At 61.4% G+C, this 17,901-nt stretch carries 19 protein-coding genes; 14 read left to right on the top strand and 5 right to left on the bottom strand.

Features of this window, described 5'->3' with window-relative positions:
- Positions 1-82: 82 nt before the first annotated feature.
- Both fabG and fabD read right to left on the bottom strand, forming a co-directional pair.
- Entirely contained in the window at positions 83-820 is a 738-nt protein-coding gene (gene fabG / locus R3C98_RS06845; RefSeq protein WP_371313376.1) for a 3-oxoacyl-[acyl-carrier-protein] reductase, read from the bottom strand.
- A 4-nt stretch (positions 821-824) separates the two neighbouring features.
- Complete coding sequence (gene fabD, locus R3C98_RS06840) at positions 825-1,775, bottom strand: ACP S-malonyltransferase (RefSeq protein WP_371313375.1); 951 nt, start codon at positions 1,773-1,775, stop codon at positions 825-827.
- A 210-nt stretch (positions 1,776-1,985) separates the two neighbouring features.
- Here fabD and rpsF point away from each other — a divergent pair, with 210 nt between their 5' ends.
- The 4 genes from rpsF to R3C98_RS06820 all read left to right on the top strand — a co-directional run bounded on the left by rpsF (position 1,986) and on the right by R3C98_RS06820 (position 4,863).
- Positions 1,986-2,327, top strand: a complete 342-nt coding sequence (rpsF, locus tag R3C98_RS06835) for a 30S ribosomal protein S6 (protein ID WP_371313374.1) — start codon at positions 1,986-1,988, stop codon at positions 2,325-2,327.
- A gap of 14 nt (positions 2,328-2,341) precedes the next feature.
- Positions 2,342-2,599: a 30S ribosomal protein S18 gene (rpsR, locus tag R3C98_RS06830; protein ID WP_034815380.1), complete on the top strand. Its 258-nt coding sequence runs from the start codon at positions 2,342-2,344 to the stop codon at positions 2,597-2,599.
- 12 nt (positions 2,600-2,611) lie between these two features.
- A complete protein-coding gene (rplI, locus tag R3C98_RS06825) occupies positions 2,612-3,199 on the top strand; it encodes a 50S ribosomal protein L9 (RefSeq protein WP_371313373.1) in 588 nt (195 codons plus the stop codon).
- A gap of 164 nt (positions 3,200-3,363) precedes the next feature.
- Positions 3,364-4,863: a replicative DNA helicase gene (locus tag R3C98_RS06820; protein WP_371313372.1), complete on the top strand. Its 1,500-nt coding sequence runs from the start codon at positions 3,364-3,366 to the stop codon at positions 4,861-4,863.
- 3 nt (positions 4,864-4,866) lie between these two features.
- Here the strand turns inward: R3C98_RS06820 and R3C98_RS06815 are convergent, their stop codons facing one another.
- On the bottom strand, positions 4,867-5,352 hold the full coding sequence (locus R3C98_RS06815) for a CinA family protein (RefSeq protein WP_371313371.1): 486 nt from the start codon (positions 5,350-5,352) through the stop codon (positions 4,867-4,869).
- 110 nt (positions 5,353-5,462) lie between these two features.
- Here R3C98_RS06815 and R3C98_RS06810 point away from each other — a divergent pair, with 110 nt between their 5' ends.
- The gene (locus tag R3C98_RS06810; RefSeq protein WP_371313370.1) at positions 5,463-6,233 is read left to right on the top strand and encodes an SDR family NAD(P)-dependent oxidoreductase; all 771 of its coding nucleotides are present in this window, start codon (positions 5,463-5,465) and stop codon (positions 6,231-6,233) included.
- A gap of 19 nt (positions 6,234-6,252) precedes the next feature.
- Here R3C98_RS06810 and R3C98_RS06805 read toward each other — a convergent pair whose 3' ends face one another.
- Positions 6,253-7,224 (bottom strand): alpha/beta fold hydrolase, encoded by a 972-nt coding sequence (locus tag R3C98_RS06805; protein ID WP_371313369.1) that lies wholly within the window; start codon positions 7,222-7,224, stop codon positions 6,253-6,255.
- Positions 7,221-8,141: a crotonase/enoyl-CoA hydratase family protein gene (locus R3C98_RS06800; RefSeq protein ID WP_371313368.1), complete on the bottom strand. Its 921-nt coding sequence runs from the start codon at positions 8,139-8,141 to the stop codon at positions 7,221-7,223. The genes R3C98_RS06805 and R3C98_RS06800 overlap by 4 nt, the downstream gene beginning before the upstream one ends.
- A gap of 196 nt (positions 8,142-8,337) precedes the next feature.
- Between R3C98_RS06800 and R3C98_RS06795 the strand changes: the two genes are divergently transcribed.
- The 9 genes from R3C98_RS06795 (at position 8,338) to R3C98_RS06755 (ending at position 17,832) form a co-directional block, all read left to right on the top strand.
- Positions 8,338-9,267: a sterol desaturase family protein gene (locus R3C98_RS06795; RefSeq protein ID WP_371313367.1), complete on the top strand. Its 930-nt coding sequence runs from the start codon at positions 8,338-8,340 to the stop codon at positions 9,265-9,267.
- Positions 9,264-9,665 (top strand): ketosteroid isomerase-related protein, encoded by a 402-nt coding sequence (locus R3C98_RS06790; RefSeq protein ID WP_371313366.1) that lies wholly within the window; start codon positions 9,264-9,266, stop codon positions 9,663-9,665. Before R3C98_RS06795 ends, R3C98_RS06790 begins: the two co-directional genes overlap by 4 nt.
- Positions 9,644-10,246: an N-acetyltransferase family protein gene (locus R3C98_RS06785; RefSeq protein ID WP_371313365.1), complete on the top strand. Its 603-nt coding sequence runs from the start codon at positions 9,644-9,646 to the stop codon at positions 10,244-10,246. The genes R3C98_RS06790 and R3C98_RS06785 overlap by 22 nt, the downstream gene beginning before the upstream one ends.
- Positions 10,247-10,359: 113 nt before the next feature.
- Positions 10,360-11,907, top strand: a complete 1,548-nt coding sequence (locus R3C98_RS06780; protein ID WP_371313364.1) for an acyl-CoA synthetase — start codon at positions 10,360-10,362, stop codon at positions 11,905-11,907.
- A gap of 93 nt (positions 11,908-12,000) precedes the next feature.
- Positions 12,001-13,335 carry a GH1 family beta-glucosidase gene (locus R3C98_RS06775; protein ID WP_371313363.1) on the top strand — a complete coding sequence of 445 codons (1,335 nt, stop codon included), beginning with the start codon at positions 12,001-12,003 and terminating at the stop codon, positions 13,333-13,335.
- Positions 13,332-14,477: an aminotransferase class V-fold PLP-dependent enzyme gene (locus tag R3C98_RS06770; RefSeq protein WP_371313362.1), complete on the top strand. Its 1,146-nt coding sequence runs from the start codon at positions 13,332-13,334 to the stop codon at positions 14,475-14,477. The genes R3C98_RS06775 and R3C98_RS06770 overlap by 4 nt, the downstream gene beginning before the upstream one ends.
- A 148-nt stretch (positions 14,478-14,625) precedes the next feature.
- On the top strand, positions 14,626-15,081 hold the full coding sequence (locus R3C98_RS06765) for a MaoC family dehydratase (RefSeq protein WP_034762806.1): 456 nt from the start codon (positions 14,626-14,628) through the stop codon (positions 15,079-15,081).
- 123 nt (positions 15,082-15,204) lie between these two features.
- Entirely contained in the window at positions 15,205-15,606 is a 402-nt protein-coding gene (gene msrB / locus R3C98_RS06760; RefSeq protein ID WP_371313361.1) for a peptide-methionine (R)-S-oxide reductase MsrB, read from the top strand.
- Positions 15,607-15,666: 60 nt separating this feature from the next.
- The gene (locus tag R3C98_RS06755) at positions 15,667-17,832 is read left to right on the top strand and encodes a S9 family peptidase (protein WP_371313360.1); all 2,166 of its coding nucleotides are present in this window, start codon (positions 15,667-15,669) and stop codon (positions 17,830-17,832) included.
- Positions 17,833-17,901: the final 69 nt, after the last annotated feature.

The raw sequence follows: 17,901 nt of genomic DNA, 5'->3' as shown, positions 1-17,901 counted from the left end.
CCCGAAACCCGAACCATTGTGTTGCGCCTAGCACACAGTTATCCGAGCCGCCAAGCCCTTGTATAGCTGTGAACTGTGCCTATCAGATCATGGCCATGCCGCCATTTACGTGCAGTGTCTGCCCCGTAACATAAGCGGCTTCGTCAGATGCCAGATACACCGCAGCTGCAGCAATATCGGAACCTTGCCCCAGCCGGCCGGCCGGAATTCTCCCAAGAAGCGAACTCTTCTGCGCTTCGGGCAGCACATCCGTCATCGGCGATTCGATAAATCCGGGTGCGATCGCATTGGCCGTAATACCTCGGCTCGCGACTTCCTGAGCCAGCGATTTGGTAAAGCCAATCATGCCCGCCTTGGACGCACAATAGTTCGTCTGCCCCGGATTTCCGGTCACGCCGACAACCGACGTAATACCGATGATGCGGCCATGACGGCGCTTCATCATGCCGCGCACGACGCTCTTCGTCAGGCGATAGTAGGAGCCGAGATTGACGTTGATCACATCATTCCAGTCATCATCCTTCATCTGCATCAGCAGCTTGTCGCGTGTGATGCCCGCATTCGCGACGAGGATGTCGAGTGGTCCGATCACTTCTTCCGCTTTTGCGGCGAGACCGTCCACGGCCTCCGGGTCGGACAGGTTACAGGTGACGATGGCGCTTTCGCCGGGCAGCGTTGCCGCAACCTCGTTCAGCACGCCTTCGCGCGTTCCGGACAGGACGACTTTCGCGCCCGCTTCCGACAGGGCTTTCGCAATCGCGCTACCGATGCCGCCAGAAGCGCCCGTGACGAGGGCCGTACGGCCGGTGAGAGTGAACATGGGGTTATCCCTTCAAGGCTTGTGCGAAGGCTTCGAGGTCCTCAGGCGCGCCGAGGGTGAAGCCATTCAGTGATTTCTCGATGCGGCGCTGCATGACCGTCAACACCTTACCGTTGCCAACTTCGCCCGTCGTGTCGACGCCCTCAGCGACCATGAACTGCACGCTCTCGGTCCAGCGCACGCGGCCGGTGACCTGTGCGACAAGGTTCTGGCGGATGGTTTCCGGGTCTGTCACAGCAGATGCCGAGACGTTTGCGACGACCGGCACGACCGGTGACTTGATGTCGGTGCTGGCCAGCGCTTCAGCCATGGCATCGGCGGCCGGCTGCATCAGCGAGCAATGGAAAGGTGCGGAGACGTTCAGCGGCATCGCCTTCTTCACGCCGTTTGCCTTCGCCCACTCACAGGCTGCATCAATCGCGGCTTTCGAACCGGAAAGCACGAGTTGACCCGGTGCGTTGTCATTTGCCAGTTCGCAGGCCCCGCCCGTTTCACGGCCAGCGACACAGGCAGCTTCGGCCTGTTCCACTTCCGCGCCCAGCAATGCCGCCATGGCGCCTTCACCGGGCTGAACAGCAGATTGCATCGCATTACCGCGAATGCGCAGCAGGCGCGCCGTATCGGCGATTGTGAGCGATCCGGCAGCGGCCAGCGCGGAATATTCACCCAGCGAATGCCCGGCCACGAAGGCCGCGTCCTTTGCCGAAATGCCGAATTCGGCCTCCAGCGCCTTCATCGCGGCCAGCGAATGCGCCATCAGCGCGGGCTGGGTGTTTGCGGTGAGCGTCAGCTCCTCGATCGTTCCATTCCACATCAGGTCCGACAGCTTCTGGCCAAGGGCCTCATCGACCGTCTGGAACACGTCACGGGCGGCCGGATAGGCATCAGCAAGGGCCTTGCCCATGCCGATTTCCTGACTGCCCTGGCCAGGAAAAATGAAAGCGAGTTTGGTCATCGGCGATTCTCCCGAAATTTTCGCCGTGCCTAAAGGTGAGACCGCGTGTGCGCAAGCTATTGAAATTCCTTGCCAGATAGGCTTTACAGCCGCCTTCATGGACAGGGATGCGGTCCTTGGTACTCCGGAATGAGCCGGGGGAAGAGGGGCCATCGTCTGGCAGTTTCCCGCTGTCTGGCGCCGCATCCCTTTGATTTTGGGAATGAAAACATGGCTTTTTACGAGCATGTCGTGATCACACGACCTGACATCTCGCCGGCCCAGGTCGACTCTTTTGTCGAAGAACTGACCGGCTTCCTCAAGGAAAAAGGCGCCACAATCGGCAAGACCGAATACTGGGGCCTCCGCAACCTTGCCTACCCGATCAAGAAGCAGCGCAAGGGTCACTACTCGCTGATCAACATCGACGGGCCGGCTGACGCGATCCACGAACTGGAACGCCGCCAGCGCCTGTCCGAAGACGTGATGCGCTACATGACCATCCGCGTGGAAGAGCTTACCGACGAACCGTCGCCGGTCCTCTCCCGCAAAGACAGCCGCCGCCGCGACTAGGAAAGGGACAGGACATGGCTCAGAAACTGAACATCACCAATATCCCGGCCCGCCGTCCGTTCGGCCGCCGCCGCAAGGTCGATCCGTTCACCGGGCAAAACGCCCAGGAGATCGACTACAAGGACGTGAAACTGCTCCAGCGCTACATCTCTGAAAAAGGGAAAATCGTGCCGAGCCGCATCACGGCTGTGAATCTGAAGAACCAGCGCAAGCTTGCCCAGGCCATCAAACGTGCCCGCATGCTCGCCCTGCTGCCCTTCGAAGTGAAGTAAGGAGAGACTGACATGCAAGTGATCCTCCTTGAGCGCGTCGACAATCTCGGCGGCATCGGCGACGAAGTGAAAGTGAAGAACGGCTTCGCCCGTAACTTCCTTCTCCCGCAAGGCAAGGCCCTGATGGCCAACGACCGCAACCGCGCCCGTTTCGAGCGTGAACGCGATGCCATCGAAGCCCGCAATGCCGAAGCTCGCGCAGCTGCCGAAACCGAATCCCAGAAGCTCGACGGCGCCGTCTTCGTCCTGATCCGTCAGGCCGGCGACACCGGTCAGCTCTACGGCTCGGTTACCGCACGTGACATCGCCGATGCGGCTGAAGAAGCCGGATACAGCGTGCCGCGTTCGGGCGTTCGCCTCGACAAGCCGATCAAGGCGATCGGTCTTTATGATGTTGCCGTCCGTCTTCACGCGGAAGTCAGCATCACGGTGCAGGCAAACGTTGCCCGCTCTACCGACGAAGCCGAGCGTCAGGCCAAAGGTGAAGACATCGTCGCTTCCCTGCAGGCTGCCAACCAGGCCCTCGCTGAAGAGCAGGCCGGTGAGCTGGCGGAAGCCGCTGCCGACCGCGCCGCTGAAGGCCCGGCTGAAGAAGAATAAGCTTCACGGCATACCAGACCGAAAAGGCCGCACTTCCGGGTGCGGCCTTTTTCTTTGGCAAATCCTGTACTTCTCGGGTCATCCACCGATGACGCGTACTTATCCACAGGTCTGGCCGCTCTATCACCGTGCACTCTCACCTGAGGTAAGGTAGGGTTAATCTCATGCCCCTCGACGACACCGCCTCCCCGAAAGACGCCATCGCGCCGCCGCACAATCTGTCGGCCGAAGCCGCCGTGCTGGGCGCGATCCTGTTCGACAACAATTCCTACCAGCGCGTCGCCGACATCCTGCGCTCGTCGGACTTTTACGCCCCTGCTCACCAGGAACTGTATGAAGTCGCCTCCATCATGATCCAGCAGGGTCGAATCGCCGACGGCGTGACGCTGCGCGAGCATTTCGAAAAGGCCGAAAAGCTCTCAGAGATCGGAGGGGCGCGCTACCTGGAACAGCTGCTGGACTCTGCAGCGTTCGGTGCAGAAGTAAGCGACTACGCTCACATGATCCGCGACCTCGCCATGCGACGTTCTCTGGTCGGCATCGGCAGCGACCTTCAAGGCCGGGCACTCCAGCCCTCTCCGGATGAAAGCGGCGAACGGCAGATCGAACTCGCTGAACGCCAGCTGTTCGACCTGGCGGAACGGGGTGCCTCCGGGCGTGGTTTTACCAGCTTCGCCGAAGCGCTGACGGAGTCGCTGAAAACGGCAGAAGCCGCCTACAAGCGTGAAGGCAAGATTGCCGGCATCCCGACCGGCCTGCGTGACCTCGATGAAAAACTCGGCGGCATGCACCGGTCCGACCTCATTATCCTCGCCGGCCGACCGTCCATGGGGAAAACCTCGCTCGCGACGAACATCGCCTACAACGCCGCATCCGCCTATCGTGCGGAGATGCAGGAAGATGGTTCTAAGAAAACTGTAGACGGAGCGATTGTCGGCTTCTTCTCACTCGAGATGTCGAACGAACAGCTGGCCACGCGTATCATTGCAGAGCGGACCGGCATTACCACCCACCGCATCCGTCAGGGCGATCTCGACAAGGGCGACTTCGAACGCCTGCGTGAGGCGACGGAGGAGCTGCAGAACCTGCCGCTCTATATCGATGACACCGGCGGTATTTCGATCAGCCAGCTCGCTGCCCGCGCACGGCGCCTGCAGCGGTCTGTCGGTCTCGACATGATCGTCATCGACTATCTTCAGCTGATCACGGTCAGCACCTCCGGCGCCAATGCCAGCCGGGTACAGGAGATCACCCAGATCACGACCTCCTTGAAGGCGCTCGCCAAGGATCTGAACGTCCCGATCATCGCCCTCTCCCAGCTCTCGCGTGCGGTGGAACAACGCGATGACAAGCGCCCACAGCTCTCCGACCTTCGTGAATCCGGCTCCATCGAGCAGGATGCCGACGTCGTCATGTTCGTATACCGCGAGGAATACTACCTCGCCCGGACGGAGCCTGGCGCGGACCCGAGCGATCCGGCCTCAAACGAGAAATGGGCCAAGTGGCGCCAGCGCATGGACGAGGTCTACGGCAAGGCTGAATGTATCATCGGCAAGCAGCGCCATGGTCCGATCGGCCGCGTCGAACTCGCCTTCGATTCCAACATCACGCGCTTCGGCGACCTGACCAAGGAACAGCAGGGCTACGGCGCCGACTTCGAGTAAGGCTCAGGCCAGCGCCGCGTGCAGCAGGTCCAGCGCATCGATGGCGAAGCGGCGCATATTGTCTTCCCGGTCACTCAGGCCTGTTTCCAGTGTGCGGGAGGCCTCGAACCCATCCGGGCCACAGACCGCCACGCAAGTGTGCCCAGCCGCATCACCATAGGGATTGCCATTCGGGCCGGATGCGCCTGTCTCGCACAGCCCCCAGTCAGCCCGCAGCTTGCCGCGTATCGTCTTCGACAGGAGCCGTGCATAGGGCTCCGTTGAGGAGCGCATGTCACCGAGGTCTTCCTTCGTCAGCCCCAACAGCCCCCGGAAGGCCTGCGGCGTGTAAATCACACCGCCCCCCCGATAGAAGGCCGATGCCCCCGGCTGGGCCAGCAAGGCCGCCGAGATCAGGCCCCCGGCAGAGGATTCCGAAATCGCGACAGTCTCGCCGCGCTGTCTGAGGCGCTCACCGATATCGGCAGCGATGGGAAGAAGGCTTTGCATGCCTTCATGAAACCATGGTGGGGCGTTCTGGCAAGCCTCAACGTGGCGACAGGTGTTGGTTTCGTCCGCCTTTGCCGTCACACTCCCGAAAAACGCAGGAGGAAACCCAGGTGGATCTGAATCTCAAAGGAAAGAACGCCGTCATTCTTGGCGGCACGCGCGGCATCGGCCGAGCGATCGCTGAAACGCTGGCAAACGAAGGCGCCAATGTGGCTGTCTGCGCCCGGAACGCCGATCAGGTTTCGGAAGCCGTAGACGCCCTTCAGGCTAAGGGGGTGAAAGCCACCGGTGCTTCGGTGGACATAACCGATGAGGACGCCCTCAAATCGTGGATCCAGAAAGCAGGCGTGGAATTGGGCGGGATCGACATCCTTGTCTCCAATGCCGGCGCGATGGCACAGGGCAACACGCCGGAAGCCTGGACCCAGAACTTCCAGCTCGACGTGCTGGGCGCCGTGAACGCGTTCAATGCTGCGGAGCCGTTCCTCAGCAAGGCAGCCAAATCGAGTGGCGACGCCGCTTTCGTCATCATCGCCTCCGTATCGGCCGCCCAGGCTGACCGGGCAGACTCCTACGGCCCGATCAAGGCATCATTGATCCACTTCGCCAAAGGCCTCGCCCGCGAAAACGCCGGCAAGCACCTTCGCGTGAACGTTGTTTCGCCGGGCATGGTCTATTTCGAGGGCGGCATCTGGCACATGATCGAGACGAACCAGCCGGAATTCTTCAAGCAGGCCAATTCCCGCAATCCGACCGGCCGTTGCGCCACGCCGCAGGAAATCGCGAACGCGGCTGTGTTCCTGGCCAGCCCGGCCTCGTCCTACACAACGGGCGCGAACCTCATCGTGGACGGCGCAGTCTCAAATCGCGTGAATTTCTGATCGTGCCGGCAGGCGGGCCTTACAGCCCGCCCAGCCAGTCGATCAGATAATGGTTCACCTCTTCCGGACGTTCCTGCTGGGTCCAGTGGCCGCAGCCCTCCAGCAGGTGGCAGCCGCGAAGGTCAGCCAGGTTCGGCTTCATCGCTGCAACCACATCCCCGCGGAACATTTTCAGCACCAGGTCTTTCGTGCCGCCGATGAACAGTGACGGCTGCTGGATGACCGGATTGGACGGATGGTTCTTCAGGAACGCATAGTCGCGCGCATGATTGCGATACCGGTTCAGCGGTCCGCGAAAGCCCGACGTGCGGAACTGGCTGTCGTAATAGGCGACATCCTCTTCACTCAGCCAAGGCAGCGGCATCGGCGGTTCCGGCAGGCGGTGTAGCAGCGTGTCGCCATGCTTCTTGTCCGTCGGCCAGGTGCCGTCCGGCGCATCTCCGGAAATCGCATAGTAGAACCGGCGGATCGTTGCCGCCGGGTCTGCTTCCAGCTCCGCTTCGGGCGGGCCGACATCCTGGAAATAAACCTGGTAGAAAAACAGGCCCCGCTCGGTGAACACCTTGTGCACCATGTCCAGGAACATGACGTCGCCCATCGGCGTATACGGAACGGAAAGCCCGGCGACCGCGCGGAACCTGTCCGTATACAGACGGGCTGTGTTCCACGCAATCGGCGCGCCCCAGTCGTGGCCGATGACGACAGCCTTCTCGCCCGGCGACAGGGCTTCGGCCACCCCGGCTATGTCGCCCGTCAGGCTTTCAAGATCATAGGCTTCGATCGGCTCAGGCCGTTCCGACTCGCCATATCCGCGCACATCCGGCGCAGCGACCCGGTAGCCGGCTTCGCTGAGCGCCTTGATCTGGTGGCGCCACGAATACCAGCTCTCGGGAAAACCGTGGACGAGCACGACAAGCGGCCCGTCCCCGGCAGTCGCCACGCGCAGCGTGACGCCATTCGTTTTTACAAACTCGAAGGTCTGCTCACTCACGAGCCGTCACCGCCGATCCATTTGAACTCCGGCTCTTCCCACCACGGGAAGAAGCTCGGCATGCCGTCGGACACTTTCACCGGATAGGTAGGCTGACGCTTCTCGAGGAAGCTCATCACGCCTTCGCGCGCGTCTTCGGTCTTGCCGCGCGAGTAGATCGATGCGGAATCGACAATGTGCGCTTCCATCGGATGGCTTGCACCCAGCATGCGCCACATCATGTGCTTGGTCAGCGTAGTCGACACAGCCGCCGTATTGTCGGCGATTTCACGTGCCAATTTTTTTGCTTCGTTCATCAGCTCCGCCTGCGGATAAACTTCCTTCACGAGACGACCTTCCTTGGCCTCCTGAGCCGAGAAGATCCGGCCCGTATAGCACCAGTCCAGCGCCTGCTGGATACCAACCAGGCGTGGCAGGAAGTAGGACGATGCCGCTTCCGGGTTGATGCCCCGGCGGTTGAACACGAAACCGAAACGCGCATTGTCGGACGCGAGGCGAATGTCCATTGGCAACTGCATCGTCACGCCGATACCGACGGCTGCACCATTAATGGCACCGATCACCGGCTTCAGGCTGTCGAAGATACGCAGCGTTACACGGCCACCGCCATCGCGCTGGATGTCTTCATTGGCAGTCCGGCCTGCCTCGCCGTCACCTGCGCGCTTGTCATAGTCGAACGTCTTGGCGCCGGAGGAGAGGTCAGCCCCTGCGCAGAAGGCGCGGTCGCCATGGCCTGTGACGATAACGACACGGATGTCATCATCAGCATCGGTGATGTCGAAGGCTTCGATCATCTCCTGCATCATCTTGCCTGTGAAGGCGTTCATCTTCTCCGGACGGTGCAGGGTCAGGATGGCGATGCCATCTTCCTTCTCCAGCTTGATTTCCGTGAATTCTTTCATCGCCGTTGCTGCCATTGGCTTGTCTCCCTATTGCTTCGCCAGCCAGTGAGGCGGGGTTCCGCAAGGTTCGTCAAGCGGAGACGAGACAGTTTCGGTTTCCCCGCGCGGAAACTTCATTCATCCGGATTCGGCGGGTGTGCTTGACGCAATGCCCGAACGGACCAGATAGTCCTGCCCCTCTGCCAACCTTGAGTTTCCGGGACCGCGCCTCATGGAATTTCACGACTTCCCCCCTGTGACGACTTACGCAGCCCCCTTCTTCGTCCTGTCCGTCGCGCTGGAATGGTGGGGCGTAAAAACCGGACGCTTCCATGGCCGGTATGAAACCAAAGACGCGATCACCTCGCTGGCGATGGGAATCGGGAATGTCGTGGTGAACACGCTGACCGCGACAATCTTCTTCTGGTTGCTGATTATTGCCTGGCCTTACCGCGTTCTGACCCTGCCCTACACCTGGTGGAGCTTTATTGCCTGCTTCGTGCTGTATGACTTTATCTACTACTGGAAGCACCGTTTCGCGCACAGGGCGCGATGGTGGTGGATGGAACACGTCACCCATCACTCTTCCGAGCATTACAATCTGACCACTGCCCTGCGCCAGCCCTGGTTCGGGCCATTCACCGGCCTCTACATCCTCGGGCTTCCGATGGTGATCCTCGGTTTCCACCCCTACCTCATCGGCTTCGCAGCGGGCTGGAACCTGCTCTACCAGTTCTGGATCCACACAGAGGCCATCAACCGGATGCCGAAATGGTTCGAGGCGGTAATGAACACGCCGTCGCACCACCGGGTGCACCACGCGACGAACCCACGTTACCTCGACACCAACTATGCCGGGGTCTTCATCGTCTGGGACAAGATGTTCGGCACCTTCGTTCCAGAACTGGACGAGGACAAACCGGCCTATGGCATCGTGAAACCGGTTGGCTCCTACAATCCCTTCACCGTGGCCTTCCACGAATTCTTCGCCCTGATGCGAGACTGCGCCAGCGATGGCCTCCGCCCGGACAAATGGTTCGGCCGCTTCGTCAATGCCCCGGGCTGGAGCCCGGACGGCCAGCACAACCGCTCCGTCGAACTGAAGCGCGCCTATGTCGACGCCCATCCCGATCAGGCCGGCAAGCCGGGACTGCCCCGATGAACGACACAGAAGCCCTCATTCACCGCTACTACGAAGCCTTCAACGCGAAGGACTGGGAAGGCATGCTCGCCTGCCTGGCCGACGATGTCCGCCACGACGTCAACGAAGGCAGTGCGCGCGGCGGCCGGGACAAGTTCCGTGCTTTCCTTGCCCACATGGACACCTGCTACGACGAAACGCTGACCGACATGGCGGTCATGGTGTCCCGAAACGAAAGACGCGCAGCGGCCGAGTTCATCGTCAACGGCACCTACAAGACCACCGACGGCGACCTGCCGCCTGCACGCGGCCAAACCTACCGCCTGCCAGCCGGGGCTTTCTTCGAAGTCGAGGACGGCTTTATCCGGCGTGTTACGACCTACTACAATCTGAACGAATGGATCCGGCAGGTCTCGTGAACATCCGGCCGCTTTCCGGCGCAGATCTCGACGACGCCCTGCCGGCGCTTGCCCGCCTGCGGATAGAGGTCTTCCGTGCCTATCCCTATCTCTATGAAGGCTCGCTCGCCTATGAGGAGAGCTACCTGCAGAAATTCGCGGCGGCGAAAGATGCCTTCATCGTGGCGGCACAAATGGACGATGGAGAGATTGTCGGCTGCGCGACCGGGTCCGGCCTGGACGACCAGCATGCCGAATTCTCCCAGCCGCTACAGGCGGCGGGCTATGACCTGCCGACGACCTTCTATTTCGGGGAATCTGTCCTGCTGGCGGAACATCGCGGCCACGGCATTGGCCATGCCTTCTTCGACACCCGCGAGGCCCATGCCATCGCCCGTGGCTACGAACGCGCCTGTTTCTGCGCTGTCGAGCGTCCGGCAGGCCACCCTCGGCGCCCGGCGAACTATTCCCCGCTCGATGCCTTCTGGCAGGCGCGCGGTTATCAAAAACTGCCCGGCGTGACCGCCCATTTTACCTGGCCGGAGACAGCCGGCGGCCCCGAGATCGATCACCCGATGGCCTACTGGCTGCGACAGTTCTGAAACTTTCCGTTACGTCTCCGGTGGACGCCATCACCGGTATGAGTATGGTCACAGCTGACTATTTCGAGGGGGCCGGGCACAGGCGCCCCCGAAATTCGTGAGGAGACCCTGGAATGCATCCCCATCACCACGCAAAGACCAATCCGGACAAGCCAGCCTATATCATGGCGGGCTCGGGCGAGACCGTCACCTATGGCCAGCTGGAGGCACGCTCCAACCAGGTCGCACACGCCCTGCGGGCTGCAGGCTGCAAGCCGGGCGACACGATCGCGCTGTTCGCGGAAAACTCCCCGCGCTATTTCGAGATTTGCTGGGGCGCCCAGCGGGCCGGTCTCTACTATGTCGCCATCTCCTCGCGCCTGACGGCACCGGAAGTGGAATACATCCTGTCGGATTCCGGCGCGAAACTCTTCATCGCCGGCGCTTCCAAGCGTGCCGTTGCCGAAGAGGTGAAAGCCCTCACCAGTCTCGAACATTACTGGTCCATCGATGGCCCGATGCCGGGCTTTGCGCCGCTGGAAACACTTCGGGGCGAATTCCCGGAAACGCCGATCAAGGACCAGATGGCCGGCACGGACATGCTTTACTCCTCGGGCACGACCGGCCGTCCGAAAGGCATCCGTCCGGCGCTGGAGCCGGATACGCCAATCGACGACACCAACGTGCTGGCACAAGTCCTCCAGGCCTTCTCCGGCGCTGGCGAGGACAGCGTCTATCTTTCACCGGCGCCGCTCTACCACGCCGCGCCGCTGCGCTACTGCATGACCTTCATGAAGTTCGGCGCCACGCTGATCATCATGGAAAAGTTCGACGCGGAGACGCTTCTGAAGTGCATTGAAAAGCACAAGGTCACGCACATCCAGATGGTGCCGACCATGTTCGTGAAGCTGCTGAAACTGCCCGAAGAGGTCCGCAAGTCCTACGACGTCTCCAGCCTGAAATGGGTCGTTCACGCCGCCGCGCCATGCCCGGTGCCGGTGAAGGAACAGATGATCGACTGGTGGGGCCCCATCATCGACGAATATTATGCCGGTTCCGAAGGCAACGGCATGACCTGGGCAAAGAGCCCGGAATGGATGACGCACAAAGGCACCGTCGGCAAAGCTGTCTATGGTGAAGTTCATATTTGCGACGAAGAGGGCAATGAAGTCCCGGTCGGCGAAGAAGGCCAGGTCTACTTCTCCGGCACGACACCGCCGAACTATCACAACTCACCGGACAAGAACGAAGCTGCCCTCAATCCGAAGCATAAGGACTGGTCGTCCCTCGGCGATGTCGGCAAGCTGGACGAAGACGGCTATCTCTACCTGACCGACCGCAAGGCGTTCATGATCATTTCCGGCGGCGTGAACATCTATCCGCAGGAAACCGAGAACGTCCTCATCACCCACCCCAAAGTGGCTGATGTTGCCGTGATCGGCGTGCCGGATGAGGAGTTCGGTGAGTCTGTAAAAGCCGTCGTCCAGCTGATGCCGGGTATTGCGCCCTCCGATGAGCTTGTCGCAGAGCTGATGGAATTCGCGCAGGCCAATCTGTCGAAACTCAAATGCCCGAAAAGCATCGATTTTGACCCGGAACTGCCGCGTCACCCGACCGGCAAGCTGTACAAGCGCCTGATCCGCGACCGCTACTGGGGCAAGAAAGACAGCCGCATCGTCTGATCCTCGCATTCCGCGACAGGCTTGCCGCCGCCCTCAAGGCGGCGCAACATCCCCTGAGAGACGCCAAAAGGCGCACGCTCAGGGGAGAAAGCCATGGTCACACGTTCAGATTTTCCCAAAGACTTCGTCTGGGGCGCATCCACCGCCTCTTACCAGATCGAAGGCGCACACGATGAAGACGGCCGGGCGCCAAGCATCTGGGACGCCTTCAGCCATACTCCGGGCAAAGTCATAGGCGGGGCGACCGGAGATGTCGCGTGCGACCATTACCATCGGTACAGGGAGGATGTCGGCCTGATGCGACAGGCGGGCTTTGCCGCCTATCGCTTTTCCGTTTCGTGGAGCCGCGTCATGCCCGAAGGACGCGGCACAGTGAACGCGGCGGGTCTCGACTTCTATGACCGGTTGGTCGACGAATTACTGGCCAACGACATCGCTCCCTGGCTGTGCCTCTACCACTGGGACCTGCCGCTCGCGCTCCATGAAAACGGTCTAGGCTGGACCAGCCGAGAGATCGTGCCTCTATTTGCCGATTATGCGGGGCTGCTCGCCGACCGGCTGGGTGACCGGGTCACGCATTGGGCGACATTCAACGAACCGAACATGTTCACCATGCTGGGCTATGGAGCCGGTGTGCACGCACCGGGCATCCGCGACCGGGACCTCTGGCTGGACGCGGTTCATCATGTGAACCTCTCTCATGGCGCAGCGGTGAGGCGCTTGCGTGACCGGCTGCCGGCCGGCGCTCAGATCGGGTCTGTTCCGAACCTGCAGCCTGTGCGGCCGGTCTCCGACAGTGCCGAAGACAAGGATGCGGCGGCAAAGATGGACGCCGTCATGAACCGCGCGACGGCCGATCCCGTGTTTCTCGGAAAATACGATCCGCTGACGCGCGAATGGATGGGCGACCGGATACGCCCGGACGACGAAGCCGCCATTTTTGAGCCGCTCGACTGGCTGGGGCTCAATCACTATTCGCCCCACTATGCCAGCGCCCGGTCAAACCCGTTCGGTTACCGCTCAATGAACCCGCCGGAAGGGGCTGAGACCACGCTGATGGGCTGGCATGTTGCTCCTGACGCATTCAAGGAAATTCTGGTCGAGACCTCGAAGCGTTACGGCGTGCCGGTCTACGTCACCGAGAACGGCATGGCCGACGATGTCGAACCTGACCATCAGGGCGACGTAAATGACGAGGCCCGGATTTCCTACCTCGACCGCTACCTCGGAGCCCTTCTGGAAGCGCGCGCCGACGGCGCCGATATCAGGGGCTATCTCGTCTGGTCGATGCTGGACAATTTCGAATGGGCGATGGGCTATGGCCCGCGCTTCGGTATCGTGCATGTCGATTATGCAACGCAGGTACGCACCCCGAAGGCATCTTACCACTTCCTTGCAGGGCTCGCTCGCGTTAGCTCTGATCCATGACCCAGATCCCGAACCAGCGCCACCTGTTCGACATCCCCGAAGGTGTCGCCTATTTCAACACCGCCACGATGGGGCCGATGACGAAGGCCGCCGTCGAGGCCGGGCAGAAAGGCCTCGCGCGCAAGCTGCACCCCTGGACCATTCCGGATACGGAGTTCTTTGCGGACACTGAGCGCCTCCGCCCGCTTCTGGCGGAACTGATCGGCGCGGATACAGACGGCATCGCCTTCTCGCCCTCCGTCAGCTACTCGCTGGCCACGGCGGCGCGGAACCTGCCCCTGTCGAAGGATCAGGAAATCCTGCTGCTGGAAGATCAGTTTCCGTCCAACGTCTACACCTGGCGCCAGCTGGCGAAGGAAACCGGCGCCTCGATCCGCACCATCGGCGCGCACGGGAACGAGACCCTGTCGGACGCCCTGCTCGGCGCCATCGGCCCGAAGACCGGCCTCGTTGCCTGCGCCAACGTCCGCTGGACGGATGGGGCAATCCTGGACCTCGCCGCGATCGGCAAGCGCTGCCGCGAAGTTGGTGCTGCCCTCGTTCTGGACCTGACGCAGAGCTGTGGCGCGCTGGCCTTCGACGTGAAGGATGTGCAGCCGGATTTCGTCGCGGTCGCCGCTTACAAGTGGCTGCTGGCCCCTTATGCCACCGGCTTCCTTTATGTCGCTCCGCAGCACCGGGGCGGCACGCCACTGGAGCAGAACTGGATCACGCGGGAAGGCTCGTCGAACTTCGCCCGCCTGATCGACTATACAGACAATTACGGTCCCGGCGCCCAGCGCTTCGACATGGGCGAGCGCTCAAACTTCGCGCTGCTGCCGGCCTTCGAGTCGGCGATCCGGACGATCCTCGGCTGGGGCGTCGGCAACATCCAGGAGGCGCTTGGCGCGCGCAACGCAGCGCTGGCCGAAAAGCTTTCCGGGATCGGGCTCGATTGCCCGCCGGAGAGCGTTCGCGGTGCGCACTATCTCTGCCCGCTGCTGCCGGAGAGCGTTCCAGCCGATCTGACCGCCCGGCTGAAAGAAGACGGCATCTTCGTCTCGCGCCGGGGTGACCGTTTGCGCATCACTCAGCACTTGTTCACCAGCGACGGCGATGTGGAGCATTTTATCGCAAGGCTTGGTCATCACCTGGCCGGCTGAAGTCACGGACTGATCCGGTATGGTCCGGCTTGGTCCGGTATGATCATGGCCTGATCGCAGAGGTCACGGGCGTAATTACCCTACCGTCAGGCTTGCCCCGCCGTCGCCGACGCGCCAAAACAAGCCAGCACTTTTTAAGGAGGACTCCATGGCTAACCCACGCGTCGTCGCCTTCGATGACCTTGAATCTATTGCAGGTCAGGAGGTCGGCGTCTCCGACTGGCACCTGATCGACCAGGACCGCGTCAACCTGTTCGCCGACGCAACCGGCGACCATCAGTGGATCCACGTCGACGTCGAGAAAGCCACCAAGGCCATGGGCGGCCCGATCGCTCACGGCTTCCTCACCCTGTCCCTGCTGCCGATGCTGGGCGCCGAAGTGATGCGCGTGACCGGCACGACCCGCGGCATCAATTACGGCTCCGACAAGGTGCGCTTCACCAACATGGTGCCGGTCGGCTCCAAGGTTCGCCTGCGCCAGAAATGCCTGTCGGTTGAGCCGAAGGCTGGCGGCAAGCAGATGAAAATGGAAGCGACCGTCGAGATCGAAGGCCAGGAACGCCCGGCCCTCGTCGCAGAGTCCATCACCGTCCTCTACGCGTAAGCCACTGAAGACGTGACACTTTTTCGGCCGCTCCGTGATCCGGGGCGGCCGTTCTGCTTTTGGGGCTGGTGAAAACTGGCCGGCACCCGTCTATATTTGCTTGCCCGGCAGAGGAGATCCCACATGACCCAGCGCATCAAACGTTCGGACCGCGAATGGCGGGAAATGCTTACCGAGGAAGAATACCGTGTCGGCGTAAAGGAACGCACTGAGCGCGCTTTCACGCCCGGCAATTACAATGACGAAAAACGCGCCGGCGTCTTTCACTGCAAGGGCTGCGATACCCCGCTCTGGTCGTCCGAGCACAAGTTCGACTCCGGCACCGGTTGGCCGAGCTACTGGCAGCCAATCACGCCCGATGCCGTGGCGACCAAGACCGATTTCAAGATGATCATCCCCCGCACCGAATGCCATTGCGCGACTTGCGGGTTTCACATGGGACACGTCTTCAAGGATGGCCCACCGCCGACCGGAGAGCGCTGGTGCATCAATGGTGTTGTTCTGGACTTCCGCCCCGAGGAATAAGTCTGGATAATTCAATCACTTACCGGCAATACGCCAGCAGTATTTCTTGCAGGATACCCGATGAACGAAAAAACTGACCTTGCCGGAGCGGCGGCCGCAGCGGCACGCCCAACCGCCCCGACAGCGCCCATCGCCAAACGCGAGGATTGCGAGATCACGCAGGTCGGCCGCACGCGCGTCGATCCGTATCACTGGATGAAGGACGATGCCTGGCAAGAAGTAATGCGCGATCCATCTGTCCTGCGCGCCGACATCCGCGAATACCTCGAAGCCGAGAACGCCTACACGAAGGCGCGCCTTGAAGAGCCGACGGCCGCGCTGCGCGAAGCGCTGTTCCAGGAGATGAAAGGCCGCATCAAGGAAGACGACTCCACCGTTCCGGAAATCGACGGCCCCTTCGCTTATTTTTCCCGCTACCGTGAAGGTGGCGAATACCCGATCATTGCCCGGTGCGACGCCGCAGACGCCTTCAATCCGGACGCAGTCGAAACCATCCTGCTCGACGGCGACAAGATGGCGGAAGGCACCGAATACTTCTCTTTCGGAAGCATCGATACCTCGCCGGATCATACCCTGATTGCCTACGCGCTCGATACGCAGGGCAGCGAATTCTACACGGTCACGATCAGGAACATCGAGACAGGTGAAGCCGTGGCAGAACCGATCTCGGACAATTACGGCTCTTTCGAATGGAGCGAGGACGGCAAGTCCATCTTCTGGGTTCACCGGGACGGGAATGCGCGGCCCGACGCCGTTTATGAGCGCGATCTCAAAACCGGCAAAGACACGCTGATCTATGAGGAAAAGGACCCCGGCTTCTTCGTTGGCGTTTCTAAGTCCGCAAATCGCGAGAAGATCTTCGTGACCTCCTCGAACCATACCACATCTGAATGGCACTGGTTCGATTCAAGCGAACATGCGCCCGCACTGCACACGATCGCCCCCCGCGAAGACGGCATCGAGTACTCTGTGGTCGTCTGGGACGGCCAGTTCTACATCACCACCAATTCCGGCGGTGCAGTCGACTTCAAGGTCATGCGCGCGCCGTTCGAGGCGACATCACGCGACCAGTGGGAAGAAGTCATCGCGCACCGCCCCGGCACGCTGATCCTCGGCCTCCAGGCCCAACAGGACTATCTCTCCCGCATGGAACGTGAGAATGGCCTGCCGCGCATCGTGGTGCGGGCCCGCGCTGACGGCGCGGAGCATGAAATCAGCTTCGATGAAGCGGCCTACGATCTGGGGCTCGATTCCGGCTACGACTACGACGTGCCGATGCTGCGGTTCGACTACGCATCACCCACCACGCCGGACCAGGTCTACGATTATGACCTCAACACTCGCGAGCGCATCCTGCGTAAAACGCGGGAAGTGCCGTCGGGCCACAATCCGGATGACTATGTCGCCGAGCGCGTGATGGCGCCGAGCTGGGATGGCGCGGAAGTGCCGGTCACCCTGCTGCACCGCAAGGACACGGCAATCGATGGCACCGCGCCCATGCTGCTCTATGCCTACGGCTCCTACGGCATCACCATCCCGGCGGACTTCCGCACCAGCCGCCTCAGCCTCGCCGATCGCGGCTTCGTCTATGCCATTGTTCACCCGCGCGGCAGCATGGCGAAGGGCTATCAGTGGTATCTCGATGGCAAGCTCGAAAAGAAGACGAACACGTTCCGAGATTTCATCGCAGCGGGCCATTACCTTGTCGACAAAGGCTATGCCGCGAAGGACAAGGTGGTCGCCATGGGCGGCTCCGCCGGTGGCCTGCTGATGGGCGCTGTCGCCAACATGGACCCGGACCTCTTCGCCGGCATCATCGCCGCCGTCCCGTTTGTGGATGTGATCAACACAATGTCGGACGAGAGCCTGCCGCTGACACCGCCGGAATGGCCTGAATGGGGCAACCCGCTCATCAGCGCAGAGGACTATGACCGGATCGCGGCTTACAGCCCTTATGATAACCTGACCGACCAGAACTATCCGGCCATGTTCATCACCGGCGGCCTGTCCGATCCGCGTGTGACCTATTGGGAACCCACCAAATGGGCCGCCAAGCTGCGCCACGATGCGCCGGAAGGCGGACCGTACTTCCTGAAGATCAACATGGAAGCTGGCCATGGCGGCGCCTCTGGCCGTTTCGAAGGCCTGAAGGAAATCGCAACAGAATATGCCTTTGCCCTCGCTGCAGTTGGCCAGGTCGAGGATGTGGATTTGTCGAAAGACTGATCGGGAATAGTCCCGCCCTCGCCTGCGCTTCGGGCATTTCATTCCTCTTTTTGATCCACTGGATCAAAA

The organism is Hyphomonas sp., from assembly GCF_041398465.1.
Classification (GTDB): Bacteria; Pseudomonadota; Alphaproteobacteria; order Caulobacterales; family Hyphomonadaceae; genus Hyphomonas.
The sequence above is the reverse complement of the archived record's forward strand: the minus strand, read 5'-3'. Positions and strand labels throughout refer to the sequence as shown.

What these genes read in the sequence shown, in the direction of transcription:
- R3C98_RS06775 (WP_371313363.1), top strand. Translation starts at nt 12,001, where the DNA reads ATGGTCACACGTTCAGATTTTCCCAAAGACTTCGTCTGGGGCGCATCC.
- rplI (WP_371313373.1), top strand. Translation starts at nt 2,612, where the DNA reads ATGCAAGTGATCCTCCTTGAGCGCGTCGACAATCTCGGCGGCATCGGC.
- R3C98_RS06785 (WP_371313365.1), top strand. Translation starts at nt 9,644, where the DNA reads ATGGATCCGGCAGGTCTCGTGAACATCCGGCCGCTTTCCGGCGCAGAT.
- fabG (WP_371313376.1), bottom strand. Translation starts at nt 820, where the DNA reads ATGTTCACTCTCACCGGCCGTACGGCCCTCGTCACGGGCGCTTCTGGC.
- R3C98_RS06770 (WP_371313362.1), top strand. Translation starts at nt 13,332, where the DNA reads ATGACCCAGATCCCGAACCAGCGCCACCTGTTCGACATCCCCGAAGGT.
- rpsF (WP_371313374.1), top strand. Translation starts at nt 1,986, where the DNA reads ATGGCTTTTTACGAGCATGTCGTGATCACACGACCTGACATCTCGCCG.
- R3C98_RS06795 (WP_371313367.1), top strand. Translation starts at nt 8,338, where the DNA reads ATGGAATTTCACGACTTCCCCCCTGTGACGACTTACGCAGCCCCCTTC.
- rpsR (WP_034815380.1), top strand. Translation starts at nt 2,342, where the DNA reads ATGGCTCAGAAACTGAACATCACCAATATCCCGGCCCGCCGTCCGTTC.
- R3C98_RS06815 (WP_371313371.1), bottom strand. Translation starts at nt 5,352, where the DNA reads ATGCAAAGCCTTCTTCCCATCGCTGCCGATATCGGTGAGCGCCTCAGA.
- fabD (WP_371313375.1), bottom strand. Translation starts at nt 1,775, where the DNA reads ATGACCAAACTCGCTTTCATTTTTCCTGGCCAGGGCAGTCAGGAAATC.
- R3C98_RS06755 (WP_371313360.1), top strand. Translation starts at nt 15,667, where the DNA reads ATGAACGAAAAAACTGACCTTGCCGGAGCGGCGGCCGCAGCGGCACGC.
- R3C98_RS06820 (WP_371313372.1), top strand. Translation starts at nt 3,364, where the DNA reads ATGCCCCTCGACGACACCGCCTCCCCGAAAGACGCCATCGCGCCGCCG.
- msrB (WP_371313361.1), top strand. Translation starts at nt 15,205, where the DNA reads ATGACCCAGCGCATCAAACGTTCGGACCGCGAATGGCGGGAAATGCTT.
- R3C98_RS06800 (WP_371313368.1), bottom strand. Translation starts at nt 8,141, where the DNA reads ATGGCAGCAACGGCGATGAAAGAATTCACGGAAATCAAGCTGGAGAAG.
- R3C98_RS06780 (WP_371313364.1), top strand. Translation starts at nt 10,360, where the DNA reads ATGCATCCCCATCACCACGCAAAGACCAATCCGGACAAGCCAGCCTAT.
- R3C98_RS06765 (WP_034762806.1), top strand. Translation starts at nt 14,626, where the DNA reads ATGGCTAACCCACGCGTCGTCGCCTTCGATGACCTTGAATCTATTGCA.
- R3C98_RS06790 (WP_371313366.1), top strand. Translation starts at nt 9,264, where the DNA reads ATGAACGACACAGAAGCCCTCATTCACCGCTACTACGAAGCCTTCAAC.